General features: G+C 58.2%; 13 protein-coding genes and 3 pseudogenes. 9 read left to right on the top strand and 7 right to left on the bottom strand.

The features are described from left to right. Window positions 1-2 precede the first annotated feature (2 nt). Genes tssC through tssA form a run of 3 tightly spaced genes read right to left on the bottom strand, consistent with a single transcriptional unit; the run spans window position 3 to window position 3,088 of the window. Window positions 3-1,499, bottom strand: a complete 1,497-nt coding sequence (tssC, locus tag DH10_RS07040; RefSeq protein WP_192246837.1) for a type VI secretion system contractile sheath large subunit — start codon at window positions 1,497-1,499, stop codon at window positions 3-5. Between the two features lie 2 nt (window positions 1,500-1,501). After that, window positions 1,502-2,065 carry a type VI secretion system contractile sheath small subunit gene (gene tssB / locus DH10_RS07035; RefSeq protein WP_192246834.1) on the bottom strand — a complete coding sequence of 188 codons (564 nt, stop codon included), beginning with the start codon at window positions 2,063-2,065 and terminating at the stop codon, window positions 1,502-1,504. 30 nt (window positions 2,066-2,095) lie between these two features. After that, window positions 2,096-3,088, bottom strand: a complete 993-nt coding sequence (tssA, locus tag DH10_RS07030; RefSeq protein ID WP_192246832.1) for a type VI secretion system protein TssA — start codon at window positions 3,086-3,088, stop codon at window positions 2,096-2,098. Between the two features lie 249 nt (window positions 3,089-3,337). On the opposite strand from tssA, the gene tssK reads away from it, so the two are divergent. From tssK to DH10_RS07005, 5 genes are all read left to right on the top strand, one after another. Then, window positions 3,338-4,675: a type VI secretion system baseplate subunit TssK gene (gene tssK, locus DH10_RS07025; RefSeq protein WP_192246907.1), complete on the top strand. Its 1,338-nt coding sequence runs from the start codon at window positions 3,338-3,340 to the stop codon at window positions 4,673-4,675. Between the two features lie 26 nt (window positions 4,676-4,701). Then, the gene (gene tagH, locus DH10_RS07020) at window positions 4,702-6,111 is read left to right on the top strand and encodes a type VI secretion system-associated FHA domain protein TagH (protein ID WP_192246830.1); all 1,410 of its coding nucleotides are present in this window, start codon (window positions 4,702-4,704) and stop codon (window positions 6,109-6,111) included. Window positions 6,112-6,113: 2 nt separating this feature from the next. Then, window positions 6,114-7,367: a type IVB secretion system protein IcmH/DotU gene (gene icmH, locus DH10_RS07015; protein WP_192246828.1), complete on the top strand. Its 1,254-nt coding sequence runs from the start codon at window positions 6,114-6,116 to the stop codon at window positions 7,365-7,367. A gap of 11 nt (window positions 7,368-7,378) precedes the next feature. Continuing rightward, on the top strand, window positions 7,379-10,969 hold the full coding sequence (gene tssM, locus DH10_RS07010; RefSeq protein ID WP_192384552.1) for a type VI secretion system membrane subunit TssM: 3,591 nt from the start codon (window positions 7,379-7,381) through the stop codon (window positions 10,967-10,969). Between the two features lie 419 nt (window positions 10,970-11,388). Next, on the top strand, window positions 11,389-12,966 hold the full coding sequence (locus tag DH10_RS07005) for a hypothetical protein (protein WP_192246823.1): 1,578 nt from the start codon (window positions 11,389-11,391) through the stop codon (window positions 12,964-12,966). Between the two features lie 668 nt (window positions 12,967-13,634). Here DH10_RS07005 and DH10_RS07000 read toward each other — a convergent pair. Beyond that, window positions 13,635-14,579: a leucine-rich repeat domain-containing protein gene (locus tag DH10_RS07000; protein WP_192246821.1), complete on the bottom strand. Its 945-nt coding sequence runs from the start codon at window positions 14,577-14,579 to the stop codon at window positions 13,635-13,637. An 842-nt stretch (window positions 14,580-15,421) separates the two neighbouring features. Here DH10_RS07000 and istA point away from each other — a divergent pair. Continuing rightward, window positions 15,422-16,266, top strand: a pseudogene (istA, locus tag DH10_RS06995) (IS21 family transposase); the annotation flags it as partial. Window positions 16,267-16,368: 102 nt separating this feature from the next. On the opposite strand, the gene DH10_RS06990 reads toward istA, so the two are convergent. Continuing rightward, window positions 16,369-17,535, bottom strand: coding sequence for a sensor histidine kinase (locus DH10_RS06990; protein ID WP_192246819.1), 1,167 nt, complete (start codon window positions 17,533-17,535; stop codon window positions 16,369-16,371). Window positions 17,536-18,099: 564 nt separating this feature from the next. Continuing rightward, window positions 18,100-19,038, bottom strand: a complete 939-nt coding sequence (locus DH10_RS06985; protein ID WP_281396732.1) for a LysR family transcriptional regulator — start codon at window positions 19,036-19,038, stop codon at window positions 18,100-18,102. 282 nt (window positions 19,039-19,320) lie between these two features. On the opposite strand from DH10_RS06985, the gene DH10_RS06980 reads away from it, so the two are divergent. Further along, complete coding sequence (locus DH10_RS06980; RefSeq protein ID WP_192246815.1) at window positions 19,321-19,947, top strand: response regulator transcription factor; 627 nt, start codon at window positions 19,321-19,323, stop codon at window positions 19,945-19,947. Between the two features lie 13 nt (window positions 19,948-19,960). Beyond that, a pseudogene (locus DH10_RS06975) lies at window positions 19,961-20,399 on the top strand (DDE-type integrase/transposase/recombinase); the annotation flags it as partial. A gap of 284 nt (window positions 20,400-20,683) precedes the next feature. Here DH10_RS06975 and DH10_RS06970 read toward each other — a convergent pair. Then, window positions 20,684-21,331 (bottom strand): hypothetical protein, encoded by a 648-nt coding sequence (locus DH10_RS06970; RefSeq protein ID WP_246811507.1) that lies wholly within the window; start codon window positions 21,329-21,331, stop codon window positions 20,684-20,686. Between the two features lie 42 nt (window positions 21,332-21,373). On the opposite strand from DH10_RS06970, the pseudogene DH10_RS06965 reads away from it, so the two are divergent. Then, window positions 21,374-21,675: pseudogene (locus tag DH10_RS06965) on the top strand (transposase); the annotation flags it as partial. Between the last annotated feature and the right edge of the window lie 131 nt (window positions 21,676-21,806).

Below are 21,806 nucleotides of genomic sequence, written 5' to 3'. Positions count from 1 at the left end.
CCTCAGCCCTTGCGTGCCGCGGGTAGCCGCGACACCAGCCTCAGTGAGATCGTAAGGCCCTCGAGCTGATAGTGGGGTCGCAGATAGAATATGGCGGTGTAATAGCCGGGATTATCTTCGACTTCCTCGACCTTGACCTCTGCTGAGGAGAGCGGCTGTTGCGCCTTGCTTTCTTCGCTCCCCAACTCGGGCGAGGGATGGACATAGCCTTGGATCCACTGGTTCAGCCACTCCTCGACCTCATGCCGTTCTTTGAACGCGCCAATCTTGTCGCGGACCATGCACTTCAAGTAGTGGGCAAAGCGGCAGGTCGCAAAAATATAGGGCAGCCTGGCACTCAGCTCTGCATTCGCCGAGGCATCCTGGTCTGCGTATCTGATTGGCTTGTTGACGGTCTGGGCGCCCAGGAATACCCCCAGCTGTGTGTTTTTCCGATGCAACAATGGCAGAAGGCCATTCTTGGAGAGCTCCGACTCCCGCCGATCGCTGATCGCGATTTCCGTTGGGCATTTGAGGTCGACGCCACCGTCGTCGCTGGGGAAAGTGTGCACCGGAAGGTCTTCAACGAGGCCGCCGGACTCGAAACCACGGATTCTGGACAGCCAGCCGTAAAGCTTGAACGACCGCGTGATGTTTACCCCCATGGCATAGGCGGCATTTGTCCATAAATACTTTGCGCTATCGCTGCCGTCGGTGTCCTCTTCGAAGGCAAACTCATCGACTGGATTGGTCTTAGCGCCGTAGGGCAGCCGCCCGAGCACGCGTGGCAGTGTCAGCGCTACATAACGGGAATCCTCGCTCTCGCGAAAAGCTCGCCAGGCGGCGTGCTCAGGGGTCAGGAAGATCTTCGTGATGTCGCGTGGGTTGGCAAGTTCGCGCCAAGAATCCATCTGCAGCAAATGCGGCGAGGCAGCTGAGATAAACGGGGAGTGGCTTGCGGCAGCAACCTGCGCGATCCCCGCCAGCAGATCAATGTCCTGGGGACCATGGTCGAAGTAGTAGTCCGCTACCAAGCAGCCAAAGGGGTTGCCGCCAATCTGCCCATATTCCTCTTCGTAGACCTTCTTGAACAATGGGCTGTGATCCCAGGCTATCCCCTTGTACTTTCGCAGCGTTCGAGACAGTTCTTTTTTCGAAATGGAAAGAACGCGAATCTTCAACGTCTCGTCCGTCTCGGTGTTAAACGTGAGATGATGCAAGCCCCGCCAAGCCGACTCCAGCGCCTGAAAGTCCTGGTGATGGAGTATCTCGTTGATTTGCTCCGATAGTTTTTCGTCGATCGATGCTATAATCGACTGGATCGTCTCAACGGCATCGTCACTGATCAGCGGTGTATGTCGAAGTGCTTGGTCGGCCAACGTTCTGACCGCATTCTCCACCGCCTCGCGGGCTTGATCCGAACGGGTCTTGAACTCACGCTGCAGCAGGACGCCAAAATCATCGGGGTCGACGAGAGGCGGGGACTGCATCTGGGCGGGCATTGAGGTTACCAAAGTCATGATCACTGTTCCTTCGTCTCTGCGGAGGAGGATGGCGCCTCCACTGCTTCATCGGGTGCTTCATCGGTCGCTTCACTCTTGCGAAGGCCGCTGAAATTACTGAGCAGCGCGGGATTGGCGAGGAAGCGGGCGATTAGTTCCTCAGCCCCCATCTTGCCGTCCATGTAGGCTAAGAGATTGGAAAGCTGCATGCGGGCCTGCAAAAGCGCGCTGAGGCTTCCGACCTTGCGCGCCACGGCTGCCGGAGAGAAATCGTCCATAGACTCGAAGGTCAAGTCGACAGCTAGTTGGCCCTTCCCGGTCAAACGGTTGGGCACCCGCATGGCCACCCTGGGTGACAACGATCTGAGCCGGTCATCGAAATTATCGGCGTCGATCTCCATCATCTTTCGCTCGCCCACTGGGGGTAGCGGCTGGGCGGGATTGCCGGCGAGATCAGACATGACCCCCACGACGAAGGGAAGTTCCACCTTTTTTTGTGAGCCATAGGTTTCCAGGTCGTATTCGATCTGAACCCGCGGGGGGCGATTTCGGTTGATGAATTTCTGACTGCTTGCCTTTGCCATTCTTCGGTTTGTCCTTTCGAGATTCCGAGTTCATGCACCGGAGTCGCCCGTCAGACCGGCGATCAAGCGGTATTGAGCAGCCCCCTCCGGCGCGAGCTCCTCGAGCAGAGCCATAAAGTCCTTGGATACAAGGCGCTTGGCCCGCTCAAGCAGGGCTGGCACGGGGCTCGCCGGCTCGTTCACTTGATACCAGCGGCAGATACCGTCGAGTATGCTGATGACATCGTTACGGCCGCTAATCTCTTCCGGTTTGCGCACCTCGCCTCCTGCTGCCAGCGGCTGCAGAAGGGTTGCAGATGGAGGGGTTTTTTGGTGGCGACCTACCACGTCCTTGCCTTGCCGGAGCACCGAAAGCAGGGGCTCGAACCGGACAGCATCGATGATGTCGACGTGCTCCTTCGCTATCGCTTCCAGGTCGATCGCAGCCGTAAGGCTGGCGTCGAGGCTCGCCCCGAGTTGGGACAGGAGGGCGGGGTCGGTATCGCCGAAAGCAAGGTCGATGGTCGCTGAATCGATCTCACTCGATTGAGATCGCTGCGTCTCCATCCAATCGCGCAGGGTAAAGGTGCCAAACTGTCTGGAGGCGGTGAGGGGAACCTGGCAAACCTCCGCGATAAGCCCGCTGGGATCGCATAGATTTGCCAAGGCATTAATGCGCACCGTCTGATCGCCCGACTCTTCTACGTCTGGTCGCGGATGCAGCTCGGGCCAATAGAATTCCACATAGCCGGCGAGCAGCTCCAGGCCGTTGCGAAGTCCGGGGTAGCCGAATTGGCTGAGAGCGGAGCGGGTTAGCAGGACACCGACGCGCAGGTCCTTTGTGCGGGCAGCGAGCTCCAGACCAAGCTGCCAGACTTGGCGCCAGTCGGGAGCCTCCGCCGCTATGACGGAATCTCCCATCTGCCGGGCGGGCTTGCCCTGCGCCGCCATCTCAAGTTCGAGAAAACTCAGATCGTAGTCGAGAGCCTCACCGCATGGGTTGGCCTCGCTAACCGGCTTCAACAAATGATCTACATCGAGCATGGCTAATTTGCTGTTGCCCTAATCACGTTCGCGCCCCCAAAAGGCCAGGCCAGCCTCGGATAGTTTGTCTCTCTTAGGCGATGATCAGGTCTCATGCGGCATGCGAAATTGATATGCAGCCATGGCGGAGCCAACCTGCATTCCTGTCGCTTATGATTGCATGTCAACTACGCATGGAGGGTCTCAGAAAAACGCTTTAGAACTGCCTCGTTGAAGACCGATTTTACCGAAGGACGGCGGGCCAGGCGGATGTCTTGGGACAACAAGGTGGTTTGGTCGGAGGGGTTGTTCCTCCGGCCGCAGCATTTTCAGCAAAACGACCGTTATGTCGAAAAGCTGGTGCGCAGCAGAACGGCGGTTTTGCATGGCTATGGCTGGGGCATCACTCACCTCCGGCTCAATCGTGAGCTGCTTGGCTTGGGCAAGATCGCTATCGAAGCAGCGTGTGGCGTTTTGCCGGACGGCACTCCGTTCAGCATTCCAGATGACGCCGACCAGCCCACTCCGTACCAGGTTCCGGAGCATCTGCGCGACTCGCTCATCCACTTGGCGGTGCCCCTCTATCAACCAGGAGCGGTGGAAACGGATGCGCGAGCAGAAATCGACGTCCCAACCCGATTCGAGGTTGCAGCCCAGGATCTTGTCGACACAAATGCCGGCGAGCGAGGCAGCGCATCCATCGAGGTGGCGCGGCTGCGTTTTCAGCTCCTGCCGGACGCAGCAAATCGCGGTGGATTCGCCTGTCTTCCTGTAGCCCGCCTGATTGAGGTGCAGGCCGACCGGCAGATCGTTCTCGACGAGAACTACATCCCACCAACCCCTGACTGCGCCAGTTCTCCTATCCTATCAAATTACGTGACCGAAATCACTGGCCTGCTTCATCATCGTGGTGAGGCGCTGGCTGCGCGGGTTTCGCAGTCGGGCACGCGCGGGGTGGCGGAAATTGCTGATTTCCTCCTGCTCCAGGCGATCAATCGTTACGAGCCCTATTTCCGCCACCTTTTCAAAACCGCAGGCGTGAATCCAGTGAAGCTTTATGGCCTCACGGTCCAGTTGGCTGGTGAACTGGCCACGTTTTCCCGGACCGAGAAGCGTCCTCCGACCTTTGTCGGCTACAAGCACGACGCTCTCTCGCAAGCTTTTGCGCCGGTGATCAGTTCCATTCGTTCGTCGCTTAGCACTGTGCTAGAACGGACGGCGCTACCCTTGCCACTGCAGGAATATAAATACGGCGTCCATCTCGCCGAGGTGCGAGACCGTTCGTTGTTTACGAATGCGAGCTTCGTGCTAGCCGTGCGCGCCGATGTCGAGACCGAGCGACTGCAGCGCGAATTTCCGGCCCAAATCAAGATCGGCCCGGCTGAGAAGATCAAAGAGCTCGTCAATGTCGCATTGCAGGGGATCAGCATCAACCGCCTGCCGGTCGCCCCACGGCAGATCCCCTTTCATGTCGGTGTCACCTACTTTGAGATCGATCAGCAGAGTCGCCTCTGGAAGGAAATGCCTAACTCCGCTGGCTTGGCGCTGCACGTGGCCGGTGATTTTCCAAATCTCGAAATGGCGCTCTGGGCCATTCGGTCTCAATAGCCACCATTGGGGACTGCAGGCTCAACATGCCACTCATTCTACGTGTGACAAATATGGAGGCCGGCTCATCGGGGAGCCGCGGCATAAGCTGGCTGATTGAGTCAAGCGGCGGACTCTCCATAGGGGTGTCTGAGGACAATGGGTTCATTTTGTCGGATGTTCAGCAGACCCTCTCAACGCACCGCTTCTCGATTGAGCGTGCGGAAGGGGAATTCGTACTTATCGAGCGCAGCGGCAATGGCACGTCCTTGAATGGCGGGGCCAAGCCGCTGCCGTCGGACCTGCCTATTAACTTGACGACCGGTGATATCATTGAGGTCGGCAGCTATATAGTCAATGTCGATGCAGCATCGGTAGAGGACGCTGCCGAAGGCGAGCTGCGCACGGTAGGCTCGCCTGAGCAGTCGAGTCTTCTTGGGGCTGTTGAAATGGCTCCTCTCATACCGGTTGGCAGGACCACTCGACTGGGAGGGTTGCCGGCGGAGCCCTTCGATGAAGACCTCCTGCCGATGTCGTTCCTGGATGCTGAGCAAGATCTCTCATCTGGCAACGCGGGCGCTTGGCTGGTGGACAGTTATCCAGATCACATACCCGACCAGGTCGGCATCTTCGTGCAACCGGCGTCAAGCGTCGAGACCATTCCGGAGGATTGGGACCTCGCGACAGAACTCAGAATCACACAGGCCTCGACAGTTGCGCCAAGCCTCATCAGTGTCAGCAAAGGTCCTGCTCTAGGGGCCAGCCTCACCTCGGCACAGCCGGCGCCTGAGGAACCATCTCGTTCGATGGTGGCTGATCACACGGGTGCCTGCAACGAATATCATGCTGCCATAACGGCCTTTCTTGGGGCCTGCAGGCTATCTCTACCAGATCTCGGGCAAGCCGATATTTCAACTGTCATGGGCCGTGCGGGGCGGATGCTCCTGAATTCCGTCGTCGGTCTCAGCAGTGCGCTCTTCGCATGCGAGCGCGCCCGGCAAGAACCCGGCCTTCAATGTAAGACGACCGCGAGACCCGTCGAGAACCCCCTGAAGTTCATGCTGGACGCCAGGGACGTGTTGCACGCGGCTCTATGCTCCGACAGCCAGCGGACCCTTCATGGAGACATCGCCGTGGAGCAAGCCTTTGCTGACATCCAGGCGCATGAGGATTCGCTGTTGGCGGCATCGCGCCAAGCTTTACGCAGTGTTCGTGAACGTCTCTGCCCTGCAGCCATCGAGGCCTCGGTTGCGCCGACCAGAAAATTCTGGGGCGGTAGCCGAAAAGCCAGGGTTTGGGAGGAGTACTGCCGGGTCTTCGAAGACGTCGTCTCTGACATCGAGAATGATACGCTTCGCAGCTTTGGCTTCGAGCTAGGGCCTTCACTTCGGCGGAACGTCGGCAGCGAGCACGAGCCACAAGCGCGGACGAAAGAGCCGGCCCAAAGGAATGGGTAGTTATGTCGAGCGACGAAACCATCTCAAGTTCCAGCCCTGCCGTCGGCCCTGAGCTTCCGATATCAGACCAGCCGTTCGGGGAAACGCTAACTCTCCAGCGTCTCAATCCACTGGTCGCGGCCGCAGCAGCGCTATTGGGTCTCTGCGCTCACCTCAAGAGCAGTAGGGATCATTTTGATGTCGAGGAGTTACGCCTGCGGGTGTTGCGAGAGATCGATGCATTCCAGCGTCGGATAATGCCTCTCAAACTGCCGATGCGGGCAATTAAGCTCAGCAAATACGCTCTCTGTGCCACGATCGACGACATCGTTCTGAATACGGCCTGGGGTAGCCACAGCGTCTGGACAACTCGAAGCATGGTCGGAACGTTGTTCGGCGAAACTTGGGGCGGCGACCGCTTTTTCGAGCTTCTGGAGCAAATCAAAAAAACCTCTGCAAACGACGTCGATCTGCTGGAGTTGCTCTACTACTGCATGCGACTGGGGTTCGAAGGTCGCTTCAGGGTAGCCCCGCGAGGAGCCTCCGAACTCAGCGTGCTGTGCGAGGACACGTACCGCCTGATCCGGGCAGCGCGCGGTGACTTCGAGCGCGACATAGCTCCACACTGGCAGGAACGCTCCACAGAGCGGGGACCGCCCCGCAAATTCGCGCCACCTTGGGCCGCCGGCGCTTTCGGTGCAGCGGCCGTACTGTCGCTCTACGTGGGGCTTCTAGTTAGACTCGATGGCCAATCGGATGCGGTCGTCGCCAAGATGGCAACTCTGCCGCCGCGTGGAGCGGTGAGCTTGGCGAGGACCGCAGCACCGCCCCCAATCGTAGTGAGTAGCGATCGACTGCGTCGCTTTCTAGATGCCGAAATCCGCGATGGGTTGGTCGCTGTCACCGAGGATGCGCAGCAGATTCTGGTTACCATCCGCGCCTCGGGGATGTTCGACTCCGCAAGTTCGATCGTGAAAGATTCGTTCGTGCCGCTTTTCCTGCGGATTGGGCGAGCGCTGAACGAGCAGCCCGGGGCGGTTCTTTTGACCGGACACACGGATTCGATGCCGATTCAATCTCAGGCCTATCCTTCCAACCAAGACCTCTCAACGGCACGTGCCAAGGCAGCGGCTGAGATTATCAGATCGACGATGAGTGAGCCGGGCCACGTGCGGGAAGAAGGTAGAGGGAGCGGAGAACCGATCGCTTCGAACCGGACCCGGGAAGGTCGTGCCAAGAACCGCCGGATCGAAATTGCAATCACGAAGCCAAGCTGAGAGTTAAGCCCATGCAGTCATTCAAGAGAGCGCTCCAGGGCAAATGGCTCGCGATCGCAGCTGCCGGCTTGGTAAGTGCTGCTGTGATCTTTATTTTTGGACGACACCTTTCAATTGGAGGGCTCGTCCCACTCGATAGCCTTAGTGAGCAGCTTGCCGCGTCAACATTGATGCCGATCGCGTTCGTCTTGTTCTACATGATCCAAGGCAACATAGAAGACTTTTTCCTTACACGAGTGTCCGGCATGCTAGACGCGGTCCGGACAAAGCCAAGGGAGGCGGACGGGGCAGGATCGCCCGATCGGGGCGGACCGCCAGTCGGCGCCGCTGCCCAAGCAGAGCTGGAGACCATGTCAGCTCGTTTTCGCGAAACTCGCATCACGCTAAAAGGACTTCGTCTTCCCGGCATTCCCGGCAAGCGGCCGCGCTACCAACTGCCGTGCTACGCAATTATCGGTTCGCCCGAATCGGGAAAAACCACCGCCATTGCCAATTCCGGCCTCAGCTTCCCCCTGGCGGAAAAACCCAGGAGGAAATCGGTTGGTGTGCTCAAGGGCACGCGCAATTGCGATTGGTGGTTTACCGATCGCGCCGTACTCATCGACACTCCCGGTTACTACCTGGTTCACAAGCGCAATCCGGAACAGGACAAAGCGGTGTGGCATGGCTTCCTTCGCCTGCTTCGTCGCTGGCGTAGGCGCCAGCCGCTTAACGGGGTTTTGGTGACAATCGCAATCAATGAGCTGAGCTCATCATCCGAGGAGGAGCTCTTCGAACACGCCAGATGCATCCGACAGCGGATTCTTGAGCTGTATCGAGAACTCGGATTACGACTTCCGATTTATGTATTACTCACCAAGAGCGATCTTATTGCGGGATTTAACGAGTTCTTCGACGACCTTGGCCACGAGGGGCGCGAGGCCGTGTGGGGTTTCACTTTCGCCCAAGAGCCATCGGAAAGTGAAGGCGATCCGATGGAGTCATACCCAGCAGAATATGACGCACTCGTCGGGCGCCTCAATGACAGGCTGCTTGAACGAATGCAGCAAGAGAGCAGCATTCAGCGTCGCGCACTCGTATTCGGCTTCCCACAGCAGGTCGCGAGTCTCAAGTATTTGTCCCATCAATTCCTGCAGGAGGCCTTCACTCTCAATTCGTACGAGGATCCGATCATGCTCCGCGGCGTTTACTTCGTGAGCGGTATGCAGGTCGGCGCGCCGTTCGATCGCCTTGTTGGGGCCAGATTTCAGACATTCGGCATCTCGCAACCGGCTGGGCCTGTTCCTCCCGATCAGAAGCGTGGTTATTTTATTACTCGCTTGCTTCGCGAGGTGGTCTTCGCCGACGCTGGGCTTGTCGAGGTCCATCCCCGCGCCGAACGGCGTCGGCGGAGGCTTCGCCATGGCCTGCGCGCGGCGATGGCGGCAGGTGTGGCCATTGCTAGCGTCTTCTTGATCGTCACCTACGGTCGCAATGTCCACATGATCGAAAGGGTGCATCTATCGGTCAGCAGTTATGCTGAGGACGCGGAGAAGCTTAGGCTCGAACGGGTGGACAGTAGCGACTTTCGACCAGTGCCGCCGCTGCTCGAGCGGCTGCGCGACATGACGAGCGGCTATGATGAAGGCGTCACAGCGGGCAATCATTTCGCAGGATTAGCCCTAGATCAAAGCCAAAAGCTTGGGGTTGAAGCACGTGCAGCCTATCGCCGCGGGCTGAACACGATCTTGCTGCCGCGTCTCATTTTCCGACTGGAAACACTATTGGCGGAACACAAGGGCAATCCTCCGTTCCTCCATCAGGCGCTGAAAATTTATCTGATGCTGGGGGGACGGGGCCCGTTCCAGCCCGGCGTAATCAAGGACTGGATGACGCGCGACTGGGAGGTGATGTACCCAGCTGAGGCCGATGCCAGCCTTCGCCGTGCGTTGGGCGATCACCTAGACGCCCTTTTGGAGAACCCGCTGCCAACTATCGGCCTTAACAGCGATCTGATCGAAAAGAGCCGTGCGAAGCTGCAGACCATCTCGATCCCAGGACGGATCCTCAACATCATCACGACCACTCCGCGGGCCGCCCAACTTCCAACCTGGCGTCTGTCCGACCACGCTGGACCGATGGTAGGAGACGTCCTGATCCGCAAATCAGGACAGCCGCTCAACGCTGGGATCGCGGGTATCTACACCCGAGCCGGCTACCAAACATTCCTGCGATTGCTGCCACAGGCAGCAGATGCGGCTGCTGCAGAAGGTTGGGTGCTTGGCGACCAGGTGATCACCCCCGCCGGCGAGGACAGCCAGAAGCTGCAGCGTGCGGCCATGGATCTCTATTTGCAGGAGTTTGCATTTCATTGGGACAAACTCATCAATGACATCTCCATCCGCCCGATGGCCAGTGTCGACGACGCCCTGCGAAGGTTGAATGCGCTTTCGGCGCCGACATCGCCGATCCGTTTATTCCTCGCCGCGGCCGCGCAGGAGACCAAGCTCGGTGAACCATCGGCACCCGATCCCTCGACTCAAGGCAACAGCACTGCTCAGAAGGAGCCAGGGGAAGGCGACCTTCAGGCGCTCTTCCGATCGCCTGTCGCCGGTACTGCTGAAGGCTATGCCCAACTTTACACGGCCGAGCGTTTTCAATGGCTACACCAACTTGTCGAGGTGCCGCCAAACAGCCCGGCGGATGCTCAAGCGCCGATTGACAATGCTTTGCGTGATCTCGGCGCTCTTTACCAATCGCTCAGTGAGACCCAGGCGCAGGCCAGCTCAGGCTCCCCGGAAAGGAGTGATCAAACCGCTGTCGCGATCCGCAAAATTGAAGCGGGAGCCGCCAATATGCCACCACCCATCCAGCAGTGGATCGTCAGCGTGGGTCGGTTCAGCTCGAAACTCTCTTTGGGCGAGGCAGAGCGTTATGTCGCTAGCGTGTGGGCAAGCGGTGCCGGCGACTTATGCCGGCGGGCAACCGTAGGACGGTATCCCTTCGACCGTGCATCCCATCGAGACATCCCTTTGGGAGATTTCGCTCGGCTTTTCAGCCGCGACGGCGTTATCGACACGTTTTTTGCGCAGCACTTGGCTCGCATTGTTAATGCCTCCGAAGGCCCGCAAAAGACGCAGGTCACCAGAAGTTCCGATTTCCAAGTACACAAGGGCGCCTTGACCCAATTCCGACGGGCGGCCGCAATCCGGGACTCCATGTTCACTGATGCCGAGAAGCAGCCTTCATTTGAGTTCCTGCTCACCATCGCGGATACTGATCCGTCCACCAAGATGGTGGTTGTCGAGGTCGACGGGCAGCAACTCAGTCAACTGCGAGGAGCGTACAGGCCCAGGCGGTTCCGGTGGCCCACTGTCGGCGGCACCGGCGGCGCTTCGGTCACTTTGATAGGTTCCGAGCGCGCGTCTCTTTCCAAAGAGGGCGCCTGGGCGTTGTTTCGACTGTTGGATGAGGGGAAGACGCTTCGTCAAGAAAGCCCCGACCGTTTCTACGTGCGACTGGCGGCCGGCCGCCAGTGGGCGACGTTCCTGCTTCAGGCCGACAACCTGACCAACCCCCTATCTCGCAATCTGCTGTCGCAGTTCAGATGTCCAAGATTCTAAGGAGAGCCATCGTTGCAGCCAAAGATAGATGCAGCTGTCGTGCGGTTAAAATCGGAAGGCGCCACTGCAGGTGCATCCGACGAAGCTCCGGTTCGAAACTGCCGACAAACGAGATGCCGGCCGAATGAGTTGGGTGCCTACGCCGGACCTTTCATGCAAACCGACTGGCTAAAGCCTTTATTCGTCCGTGCGTCAGGTCGCTGGTTTCCGCTGATCTTTCAACAGACCATCGGACGGCCCGTGAGCCACCTCAGCACGAAATGCGGCTGCCTCGCCAGCGGGCCGCCGCTGCTCGAAGCCCGACCGAAGCTTCGAGCTGTCCGAGCGTCGAGTCGTGTCTCGGATCTGACGGGAACGGTTGCCGTTTCGTCCATCTTCCGGCGTAAATTAACCTAAGACAGCCAATAAGGAGACGTATAATGAGCCAGGTACACAGCAAAGAAATGTTGTACAAATATATGAATGTGATAAATAACTCTGGAGAAGGACTTGAGTTTTGCTTTGCAGTCGGCACTATCGTCATTAGCGGTGAGGAAAAGCCGGTTCCAGTTGCCTTGGTGCGGAAAAAAGGTCTGGCGAGCCTCAGGCGTGTTTTGGAAGATATGCCATACAAAACACCCAAAGGTGTTCAGGAACCCAGTGAGTTTAAATTTCTGGGGTCTGGCACGGGGAGTATGCGAGAGGGCGTTATTGTCGTACGAATGGCCAAGGGCAAATTCATTACCGTCAAAACGCAAATGAAGCGATATTTCAAAAATTTGAAAGTAAGCCTTCCTGATATACAGGAAGCAGAACCCCTGAATGAAGAAGATCTAAATCGTTTCGAAGTAGCCGCTCAGGAGAACGCGGACGACTTACCGTCAGACACTGATCACAAGGTCGCTCAACAGAGCCCAGCGGGAGGCGCCGAGGACACCCTCTCAGAGGTGATGAAGCAAACTGTTACCACTTCGGCAGCGTCAATCGCAGCTCACGCCATTCGCGTTAGTCGGCAAAGCGGGTTAATGCAAACCGCCGAACTTGGCCCATTGACGGAAAAAATCGCCCATTGGCTCAAAGGCGTGGTGGCCGCGACGCCGTTGGAAGAGCAAGAGAATGCGCTCTACAATTTCACTTGCCGGCTGCTACTGATGCTGGCGTACGACGATAATCGGCGAAATCTCCAGTATGTCGACGACGCGGTCGAAGCAGACGAGGCGCACGCGGATAGCCCCCGAAAGTCGGACGAGACAGGCGTAAGCGAAGGCGCCGGCGGCAAAACGGTCATTATAGATGGGATCGACCTCGACAGTGTTCAGAGAGACACCGTCGAGAAGGACGAGGTCGTGGAAACCCTGTTCCGAATGACCAAGGCAAAGGCTCAAGAGCGACGGCTGCCCTATCCTATCGAAAAGGCGAGCTCCGACAGAATTGGAAGGATGGTGTCATCGCAATGGCCCAAAGAAGAAGGCCAGGCGGCCAGCAGGCGCGAGATTGTGGAGCGTCTGATAGCCGTGGTGGAGCAGCGGCTGGGCAACGATGATCAACTGATCGGCCTGCTCGGCTTCAACAAGACGGACAAGCTGGACCCTGATTTCGCCAGCTCCGTTCGGAGCATCGAAGCTAAATGGCAAGCATGCCGCGACGCCGTGTTGGTGCATTGGGAGGAGACGAAGAGCAAAATCAGCGAGAAGTACGATGTCGAAGCCCTCGGGGGAACCTGGAAACCTGTCGACGATATTATCCTGAAGGTCAATGATACGGTATCCAGCCAGATCACTACCTTAATCGAGCAAGAAGCCGAGCCAGGAGTTGACGCGATCGCGCGCGGTGAAGCAATCGTCGAATCGGTTCTTCGCGACCTCGACGGTAACAACTTCATCCAACTGCTTGACAATCCTCCGGCCGCCTTCGCGCCTATCCTGATCGGGAAGAGGCTGCGGGACGGGATCGGTAGTGTCGGCAGCGAGCTGAAGCGCATAAAAACCTCTCTCGCCTCAGCCGTTCCGGCGAACTAGCAGCTCAGTATAACAGCTTCGCGTGTTCAGCTCCCCGCTGCTAGCAAATCGCGTCTGAATTGGCGAGGACGGTATTGCTGGTTGACGTGGAGCTGATCCGCGAAATGGCCAAGGGCGCACCTTCGTCGCTTCGTCGCCGACCAGCCCAATACCGTACTGATCGGCGGCGCCGGACCGGCAAGTCGCACCTAGCCATGATCCGCAAGCCGGAATGTCATGCCTCAAGCGCGCTTATACTTGCCGCGCTGCTCATGGTGCGGGCCCAACCACTTCAAGGCCCACGTCTGGTCCTCAACCGTGGCCCATATCCCCCGTCGTGAGGCCTCCAGCCAACCTGATCCCACGTCCGCATTGCAGGTGGTTCCGTCGGCATGCCGCCCTGCGGTGGCGCTGCGTACAGGCGTTTGCGGACCGAAAGTAGGGTATTCAGTCTAGCGTAACGCGCCGCCGACGGCAGCAAAATGTGGCGCGCCAACAGGACTGATAGCATGCGATGATGAAGCCAATTTGTGGGAATGCGGTGAGGATTGGCAGTCCTGGCTGGTGATATGACCAAGCAGACTACGCTCGCTGCTGAACACGCCTGGAGGCTCTCGACGATGTTTCAGGGCGTCGTGACTACACCCTTCTCGCGACGGGTAGGCGAGCCTCGCCTTCGTCCCCCAGCATTAGATATAAATCCGCGGAAAGTTCTCGTAGCTCTGAGCCCTCAGGTGCGCCTTCATCCGCTCCGGAATTCTGTTACCAAACAGCTCAACTGTGCAGTCAGCGTTTAGGCGCTCTAGGATATAAGGTAGGGCCGTCGTCGCGTTGCCAATCCCTGTCAGCAAGTTTGAACTCAGGTTGAGCTGCCGAAGGTTGGTCGGGAGGTTAGGGGGCAGATGAGTCAGTTCATTGTGGGGGACTTCCAGCATCTGAAGCCCAGCTGGTAGGTTCTCTGGCAGGTGAGTCAGTTCATTGTGGCCGGCTTTGAGGTCCTGTAGATCGGTCGGGAGACGCTCTGGCAAGCTTGTGAGTTCGTTGTTGTTGGCGTGAAGCTCTCTCAGCTTCGGGGGGAGAGTCTCCGGCAGGTAGGCCAATTGGTTGTTGTTGGCGTAAAGCCGTTCAAGCGTGGGCGGAAGCGTATCGGGCAGGCTCGTCAGGCGGTTACTGTTCGCATCGACCATCTTGAGCCCGGGCGGAAGCGTGTCAGGCAGCCTGGTTAGCCGGTTGCCGGCGGCGGCTAGGTTCTCGAGCGCGGCCGGAAGGACCTCAGGCAGCCTGGTCAGTTGGTTGTCGGAGGCATCGAGCGCTCGCAGAGCGGGCGGGAGAGCGTCGGGCAGCCTGGCAAGCTCGTTGCTGCTAACGTTAAGCCGCTCGAGTCCGAAAGGCAGGGGGGGCAGCGCTGTCAGGGACAGTGATGTCAGATCGAGCCGGCCACGGAGATTGCCGGTCTCCAGCCACTCTCCGATTCGTCTTATCGCCTCGTTCCGGTCCTCTCCCTCCCCTTGCTCCTCTTCGTCGCCCCATGTTTGCAGCCTCTCTTTCAGCTCCATTTCCTGAAACGACGAACCAGCGGAAGAGCTCTCCTCCGTCCCAGTTAAGGCTTCGATCCAGCGACCCGTATTCACCATCGCCGTCTCTCCCTGGCGTTATCACATGAGCACCCATATTGCGGGACACAGCGCGATCTTCGCCATGCAAAATCGATATTCCAGTATGCTCCGGGGAAATGGCCAGAGTAATTTCTCGAGCTGACGGCGAATGCATCCGTCGCGATAGTGCGTATCCGCTCGCGGAGACAGCGGAGCATTCATCAAGGAGTGGAGCGGCCGCCCGCCTGACTGGCAAGCCACCTTCGCCAAGACAAAACCCGCGACCAGCGCTTCGTCCTTCGCGACAGACCCGGCCAATTATCCTCAGGGCAGGGGACCGGAAATGGCTATCACGTTGGCCCCCTTCGCCCCGACCGCCGAAGGCAAACCGGTGTCAAGACGCGCAAATTGGGCATGACAAACATTCGCTTCTTTCCGGTTCGCCTCCTTTGAGGAGCCGGCCCATCGCCACCCCATCCAGCGCGTCCTCACGACAAGCCCGCCGAATGCCATTTTGTCGCGTGTGAATGCCGAATAGAGTTCCCGAAATTGAGCGCTCCTGCGACTAATGTCAGCGGAGGCGAAGGATACCCGAGCCGGCTCTGCATGTATCGAGGCGTTCTTCAAAACTCCAGCTTGTGTTGTTCTTCGCATCATCCGCCCGGCCCTCCGTGAGGCTCGGACAACCTCGAATCCTATCCCAACCCGAGCCATCGAGCCCTCGGTTTTGTGGAGCATCGCCAGCGAGGAGCGTAGGTCTTCGATGTGAATCGGCATGCAAAATTGACCCCCTAGACGGGAGGATCGGCGTCCAAAATTGACCCCCCTCGTTCTGTCGATCTGCGACCATCCGCTTGTTTTGATGAGCGGATGGAGAGGGGATGAAGTCAGTGGATACGATCGCTCGGGTCCGGCGCGCTTTCCATGTTGAAGGATGGTCTCTGAAGCGGATCAGCCGCGAGCTGCATGTGTCGCGCAACACGGTGCGCAGGATACTGCGATCGAACGAGACCTCCTTCTCCTACGAGCGCGAACATCAGCCGAAGCCGAGGATCGGCCCCTGGCAGGCGCAGCTCGATGCGCTGCTCGACGGCAACCTGGCAAAGCCGCAGCGCGAGCGCCTGACGATGATCCGCATCTACGAGGAGCTTTGCGCTCTCGGCTATGAGGGTAGCTACGACGCGGTCCGACGGCATGCCAAGACCGGCAGCGGGCACGGGGTGCAGCAATGGCTGAGGCCTATGTGCCGCTGTTCTTCGCGCCGGGCGAGGCCTACCAGTTCGACTGGAGCCACGAGATCGTCCTGATCAACAGCGTGACGGTGACCGTGAAGGTCGCCCACATCAGGCTCTGCCACAGCGGCATGATGTTCGTCAGGGCCTATCCGCGCGAGACGCAGGAGATGGTGTTCGATGCTCATGACCGGGCCTTCGCCTTCTTCGGCGGGGCCTGCACGCGCGGCATCTACGACAACATGAAGACGGCGGTGGAGACGGTCTTCGTCGGTAAGGACCGTCAGTACAATCGCCGCTTCCTGCAGATGTGCAGCCACTATCTGGTCCAGCCCGTCGCCTGCACGCCGGCGTCGGGCTGAGAGAAGGGGCAGGTCGAGAACCAGGTCGGCCTGGTGCGCGAGCGCTTCTTCACCCCGTGGCTGCGCTTCAAAAGATACGAGGAGCTGAACGCCTGGCTGCTCGACAAATGCGTCGCCTGGGCCAAGGCCCACCGCCCCAGGATTTCGGTGATGGCGCTATAGCGCTTGGGAAGTCGCTCGACGCCCGTTCTTTTTGGGACCTTCGTCAGGCCCTGCAGTCGGGGGAGCGTGGGTTCAACCGGGCAATAATGGTGAGGGTACTCGATCATCAGACTGCCATCCTGCCGGGTTCACCGGCAACACGATACGGACAACAGTCCCAATGCCGGGCGTCGAAGTAATTTTGACGCTGCCGCGCATCGCACTCACCATTTCGATGCAACCTGTCAAACCAAGCCCCACGTGCGAACCACCTCGCGTCGAAAAGAACGGCGTTGCGGCTTTGTCCAGAATATCCGAGGTCATACCACGACCGTTATCCGAAATTTCAATGAGAAGCCTGCGCGCGAACAAGAAGCGTCGATTGAGAAGGCGCGCTCCGATCGTGACCTGTCTGTTTTGTTTTCCTCGAACAGCCGTCATAGCGTTATTTACAAGCTCTTCGACAATCAAGCGAACTTGGGTCCCGGGAACTTGCAAATATTTCGCGTTGTCGTGGATTTCTAATCGAATGTGGGTGTCCAGTGCACCGCGAGGCTCTTGAAGAAGTTTGCCGAGCGGCTCGGTGCGAAGGTCTCGCTCGGAATTGGCGATCCGCATGAGCCCGTTAGTGATACCTTCGAGTTCCTTCACCGCATCTTGTGCAGCCTTAAGCATTCCGGGCGACGGTGAAGGCTGTTTTCCAAAATAGTCATGAAACAGCCGAAGCGCAACAATTCGTGATCGGGTCATATGGGCATGCAGCAACGAAAAAGATCGAATGTATTCGTCGCGGCGTCTGGAAAATTCGACACGTTGCGCAATTATTATAAAGCCGACAGCAACCAAAACGAGCGCTAGTGCGAAAACGAAGCGATTACGCGTAGCAGCGATCGCGATCTTTCCTTTCTCTTTGACATCGAGGCGGTGAGCGACTGCTAAATGAGCGATTTCAGACAGAATTTGCTCAATTTCGTCGGTGTGCCGGACCGCCGCATCGTAGTTTCTGCCGATCAGCGCGAGTGCCATAACCTGCGCCTTTATGACTTTCCGGGCCCTGAGCAGAAGATTGATCTCCTTTTGGCTTAACTGTTCGAGCGTCAATATTTTGTCGATGTTGTCGATGATCGATGTGACTTGGCGGCCGAACGCCGGATCGAGTTCTCTGGTCTCGCTGGCCAGACGAAGCCAGCCGGCAATCCGCACGATGCCCATCCGGGCTTCTTCCGATATGTACAGAATTTCAAAGGTCTGACCGAGCAATCGTTCAGTCTCTTGTCGGTAGTGTTCGGATAGAACAAACGACCAGCACCCTAGTGAGAGTGCCATCGCCAGCGCTAAATAGAGGCCGGTGGTGGAGTTGAAGGACCGCTTTAGCATCATGGCACCGGCTGCACGGTCGCGAACCGGGCCAAAATTGAGCAGCGTGCAAGCGCATATGAGGACAGCAGCGATTCCAAAAGAATTACGGAAAAATTCAATCGGGTCCCTTTATGCTCATTGGTCGAACCCTGATGAGCTCTGCAAATCGTACTGATGATCATCATCAGGCCTGTCGGTCGGTGCCAATTCGGAAGCATGGATGTCGGCTCATTCGTGCGCGTCTAAGGGCCGGAACCATCGATTCTGTTACACTGTGTTGCCCGGCCCGCCGGCGAGCATGTCTTCGACAAGGGATCGCGAGACGATTTGTCATTGTTGGTTCAGCGCATTTGCATCCAGCCCCCGGAGCGAATCAGACTTCTGAAAAACACGCTGGTCCTTGTCGGAGCTCGACGCGAGCTTCCGATCCCGGTTCATGCCGTCTGCGCGAGGATGACCTCTGTTTCAGACTGGGTAAGCTGCAACCCCATCATTCTGCTGCAGTCCCTCATGCTTGTGTGCGCCTGATCCTGCAGTCAGCGCTGCGACGATCTCACCGCGCAGCCATTTATGCTCCAGGTCGCGATGCCAACGCCCGTGCCAGATCAGCACGACCTCGTAAGGTTTCATTTTCATCGGTAGGTCGACCGCCGTGAGCGGTAGCATGGCGCAAAATCGCATCGCCGCCCGGCGCGGGACAACCAGGGCTAAATCGGAAGTCGCAGCCACCATCGCGGCTGTTAGCACATTTGAAAACCTCATCCTGCGATCCGGGAGTCCCAACTCTGGCAGCTCGTCGTAAATTTGCCCGACTTGGCTACCGGGGTCTGAGCTGACGGCGGCGTGACGCAGGGCCAAAAAGCTCTCCATTGTCCACTCGCGCGCTAGTGCCGGGTGGTCGTGGCGCAGCAAGCAAGCGAAGTGGTCAGTATAGAGGCTGCGCCGCAAATAGCCGGGCGGAGCGGAGACGATCTGCCCAACGGCCAGATCGATATCGCCTTCCTCAAGTGCTCGCAGGGTACCTTTAAACAGCGAATGGGAGACGATCTCAAGGTCAGGCGCGCGCTGCATGAGCGGTGGCAGCAAAACCAGCGTTTGGTGATCGGGCATAGCCACCGTTGCTTTGGACCGCCGCTCCCTCGTGGTGGAGTTCACCATATTCCGAATCGTGTTCAACGCTGACGGGAGCATTTGGGCCAAGCGTTCGCCTTGCGACGTAAGGACGAAGCCCCTTGAGGCTCGAACCAAGAGATCATCATTGAATATCCCACGCAGCGTTGACAACGCCCGGCTCATTGCTGGTTGACTCTTGCCGATACAGTGACCCGCATGCGTGATGTTGCGGCATTCTAGGAGGGCTTCCAACGCTACCAGCAGGTTCAGATCGATCGACGCCAGATTCATCTCTGGTCGCGGTTCAACATAGTGGTCGCAGGTTATCAGAGCTGCTGGCCGCCCCCCATTTTGTGAGGCATTTCGACTGCAAGAGAGCTCGTTCATGGTCTCTATTCCTCGATCACGTTCGCGTAAGTTTTCCACAGCTCGCGTTGTGGGTTTGCCGGCTACCATGGACGCCGTGCGTTTCCTGGGAAAGGGGGGCCGCCGTCCCTATTTGAGGTTGCCTTTCTCGACCATATTTTCCATATGCGGTTATGCGGGTTAGGGCCTCAGTCATAATTGGACCGCATGCAACAGATTTTAGTGATTGAAGATCAGGACCTTATGCGCCTGGCGCTGATCCAGGAACTTAAGAACTGCCTCGCCGAAAGCGTTCTTCTTGGCGCCCCCACATTAGACATAGCTAAGACTCTAATGAGGTCCCAGGACTTTAACCTCGTTCTCATTGACCCTGGCTTGCCGGGCGTAAATCCAATCTCTCAGTTCGACAGGCTTTCAGTTATCGAGCAGGTCGTTGATGCATCCCCTTCAGCGACACACCTGGTTATCACTGGATCAGACTCGGTCGCCGAAGCTAATCACTGTCGTCGGTTTGGTGTAGCTGGATATGTGGGCAAGACCGGCCTGATGCGCGGACTTTTGGCTGAGGTGCTGCAGGATATTTCACAAAGTGGATTTTCCGTTCGGATTTCGCCAACAGATCAGTTCGCAGCCGACTTTCACTATTCGGGGCTTACGGGCCGGGAGCAGGAAATCCTAGATTGCATGCGCCGCCGTGAGCGCGGAATGAAGCGAAAGGAAGTTTACGAACAGATCGGTGAACGGATCGGAGTCGATCCCGCCACTGTTGAAAAATACTACAAGCAGGCTCGCGCCAAGCTACTTAGGCGCGGCCGATTGCCCGACGGGATTTAAGACATGGACAGCGGCGAAGCTGCGGGAAGGCCGGGAGAAAGCCGTCGGCCCGAACGACGTCTGGGCGATGGACTTCGTCCAGGTCAGCTCGCGACGGGCAAGAAGATCCGTGTGCTGACGGTCGTCGACACGTTCTCCCGCTATGCTGTGCTCGACCCGCGTTTCAGGTATGGGGCGGAGGATGTAGTCAGGGCACTGGAACAGGTCTGTCCGAAGATCGGCTATCCGAAGACGATCCCGCGTCGACCAAGGCTCCGAATTCGTCTCCCGCGACCTCGACCTATGGGCCTACTCGAAAGGCGTGACGCTCGACTTCAGCAGGCCGGGAAAGCCCACCGACAACGCCTACATCCAGGCCTTCAACGGCCGCTTCAGGGCGGAGTGCCTGAACGCCCACTGGTTCCTGACTCTTTGCCGACGCCGCCGAAAAGTTGGAGGATTGGCGCAGATACTAGAATCCTGTTTTCATAACACCCATCTGTCTATGCCGTTGAACGGGATAGGTTTTGCTGATCGGGGCGCGATCCCGCAGGGTATTTCGAGTTCCGTCGCGCGCATGAACAATCTGCTGGGCTCGCGGATTTCCAAGTTCTGATCGGCTGAAGATCCACGGCCCATCCGGTAGAGGATGAATGCCTTCGATCTCGCCTGCGTCGGAGGCGAGTCTGGACTAAGGGTCTTCGGTGCAACGCCGAGGAGGCGCGCGGCCTTGTTCAGGTTGAGCCACGGCTCGTTCTCATCCGGTGCCGGCCGGAAGACCGGGATCTTGTGATGCGATCTGTGTGCGGTGACCCGCTCCCGTGCCCAGCGATTGCCATGCCCGGTTATCAGGCCGTTGCGGTTGAGAATGCCGGCGATCATCGCTGGCGATCAGCACCAGTTGCCGGATGGCTGCGATGATATCGCCAGAGGTACTGTTGCGCTGTCCGCGCCGGCGCTTCGGCAGGCGCAGCTCGGTATGGGCGCCGCCAATCCAATGGATCAGCAGCTCGATCTCGGAGGCTTTATCGTCGATATCGGCGACCACCTCCTGAATGACGGTGCGCACGATGCGCTTCTTGAGCTTGGCGTCCGTCGTTGGCGCCGACCAGACAGCCTGAAGGTCTGTGGCCAGCGCCGTGATGCTCGTTGCCAACACAGATAATGGCCTCGGCGTCGCGGAATCATGCGCGGCGATCTTCCTCTCGATCTCACCGACACGGATGAGTGCCTGGTTCCAGCGCGCTTCCAATTCCGCTGCGACCAGCCGATTCTCGGGATCGGCCGCGTCATATAGCCGGAAGGCCCGGTCGGCAGCGTAGCGGGCAGCCTCAAGCCAGCCCCCCATCGTGAGAAAGCCGGGAAACTCTACCTTCCGGCGGTCCAGAGAATGGTATCGGAGCAAAAACGGCCGAGGCTCTAATCGCCACTGGATGAAACTTCATTGGCAGGTCAAGGCGAGCGGACGCCGGAGCGGCTCGGCTATCGCTCGGGTTACTATGGCCGCACCCTTGTCAGGTATGTCGGCAAACTTGAGCTGCGGGTTCCGCAGGACCGCTCGGGGCGCTTCTCCACTGAGCTGCTCGAGCGCTACCAGCGGTCGGAACGGGCTTTGGTGGCGACGCTGGCCGAGATGTATTGCAGGGTGTGTCGACCCGCAAGGTGAAGGCGATCACCGAGGAACTGTGCGGTCATGCCTTTTCGGCCTCATCGATCTCGGCCATCAACAAGCGGCTGGACAAGAGCCTGTTGCATTCGGCACCAAGCATGCCACGGAGACATCATCAAGTCGTGGTAATCATCACACGAAGGATTCCCAAGTCCACAACAACGAGAGTGCAATCGAGATGGTCTATTATCTCGAAGCCGACCATGACTCC

The sequence above is a fragment of the Mesorhizobium silamurunense genome, from assembly GCF_014843825.1.
Classification (GTDB): Bacteria; Pseudomonadota; Alphaproteobacteria; order Rhizobiales; family Rhizobiaceae; genus Mesorhizobium; species Mesorhizobium silamurunense.
Note: the sequence above shows the minus strand (reverse complement) of the source record. Positions and strands in the feature narration are given on the sequence as shown.